Source organism: Streptococcus sp. CCH8-H5 (assembly GCF_001556505.1).
GTDB lineage: Bacteria > Bacillota > Bacilli > Lactobacillales > Streptococcaceae > Streptococcus.
Genome location: NZ_LSIZ01000096.1, coordinates 1 through 2,222, shown reverse-complemented (window position 1 = coordinate 2,222; position 2,222 = coordinate 1). Strand labels below are relative to the sequence as shown.

The following is a 2,222-nucleotide window of genomic DNA, read 5'->3' as shown; positions in this document are numbered from 1 at the left end:
ACTTTCATACTTTTTCCTCCATTTCCTAAGTCCTATTATAGCGCTATTTTAGAGAGTTTCAAGGAAACATAATAAATTTAGACAAAAATAAGAAAACGATTACATAAAAAAGCGAGTGAATGGCCAATATCACAATTTTAGCAGTCTCAAGAGTTAAAAATACAAAAAAATCCAGGACCAATACCCTGGATTTTAGGAGATTATGAAAAAGAAAAGTTTTAGGATGATTATAGTATATAGAGCAGAGCCTAAAGTTTTCTTAAAGTAAGGAATAGCTTAAACTTTAGTCGCGTTACCATTTTCATCAAAATGATAAGTTACACCTTTGATAGTACGTGTTTGGTTAGTGACGAGTTCACCAGAGTTTTCATCGTAGTAGTGACCATCTGGTGCAAAAGCGCCTTTAACTTGTCTACCATGATTTTTATCGAAGTAAAGTTGTTGTCCATTAATCTGAACGGCACCAGTAGCTGCTGAACCATCCGCATAGAAGTAGTACCAGTAATTACCCCATTGATAGAAACGATTTTTAATTGCTCTACCGTCATGACCGAAGTAGTAGATTTTACCATCGATGTAATTAATACTGTCTTGCCACATGTCACCCAGTTGGGTGTACTTATAGGCACCTCCTCGACGGAAGTAATATAAATCACCATTGATTTCATGAAGTCCAAGGACTTTGTTACCTTTCTCGTCAAGATAGTAAGTTAAGCCTCTGTTATCTTTAACAAACCCAGCTTTGGTTACTTTGCGACCATTATCTTTATCGTAATAGTACTCAGGCATATAGACGCCATCTTGACCAAATCCTCCTTTAGCTTGTACCCCTCGATAGTTGAAGAAGACATCTTGTCCATCGATATTTCGAGCTCCCTTGACTGGCTTACCGTCTTTACCTACATAGAACCAATTACCCATGTATTCAACATAACGATTGGTTACAAGATTTCCAGAATTAATATCGTAGAATGCGTATAAATCACCGTAGGAATCACCATAAGCACCTTTAACCTGTTGACCATTGTCGCGGAAAAATAACTTTTGACCGTTAATGATTTGAGCACCAGTGAGGTTGTCTCCATTTACGTTCTTATAATACCAGTTTCCATTATCGTCGCTATAATAACCATTTGGGTTAGGAGCATCCATACCTACGCCGTTTTCATCAAATCGATAGGTCATACCATTAATTGTTAGAGTGGTGTTAGAGACGCGTGCTCCAGAATTAGGATCATAGTAGCGAAGAACACCATTGTCGAGAACAAGCTCTCCCTTAGCTTGACGACCATTGGCATAGAGGTAAACGATTTGACCGTCTATATTGACTTCACCATCTTGAGGACGAATAGCATTTCCATCTGCACCATAATAGTACCAGCCATCATTTTCTTGGACATAGCGATTTTTAACGGCTTGACCAGTAACTGAGTCAAAATAGTAGCGACGGGTAATATTAGTAGGGGTACCAAAACCATAAGTACGTGGTGAATTTTGCCCTTCTTCTAGTAAAATGCTGATTCCTTTTTGTAGGACGCCGGTATCAACAGGAGAGGCAGCTTCACGTGCTTTGAAATAGTAGATATTACCATCAATTTCACGTATTCCTGTAAATTTAGAACCATCGTTCTTGATGTAAAAGGTTTGGCCTTTTTTATTCTGAACTAGACCTTCTTTTCGGACCCTTGCACCAGAGTTAGAGTCGTAATAGAAAGTTTGATCTGGATAGCTATAGTCCTCTCCGCTAAAGTCACCTTTGATTTGAACACCTTTATAATCGAAGTAGACTTCTTGACCATTGATAGTTTGTTCTCCAGTGAGTGGATAGCCATCTTTACCTAAATAGTACCAATTACCTTGGGATTCAAGGTATCGATTCGTCCATAGTTGCCCAGTATCAACATCGTAGTAACGAAATAGATTATTATTCCTATCGAGTAAAGGCCCCTTAACTTGTTGCCCATTACTGCGGAAATAAACATTTTGGCCATCGATAGTCTGTTCGCCTACGAGGTTTTTACCACTGGCATCTTTATAATACCAGTTGCCTTGGTCATCACTATAGTATTGACCACCAGTGACGTTTGTTTCATTAGGTACTGAAGCTGTCTCATTGGCAGCTCGGTCTGTAGTTACAGCATCACGTGTTTGGCCTGTGGCTGATTCCGCAGGTGCTTGACTTTCGCTTGCAGTTGTTGAAGCTGTTTCACTGGCAGTTTCAG

At 39.2% G+C, this 2,222-nt stretch carries 1 protein-coding gene; it reads right to left on the bottom strand.

Annotated features, from left to right (window positions below; all coding sequences use genetic code 11):
* Nucleotides 1-276 precede the first annotated feature (276 nt).
* Nucleotides 277-2,222: glucosyl transferase (locus AX663_RS05960; protein WP_060973004.1), on the bottom strand; the 1,946-nt coding region annotated here is incomplete at its 5' end.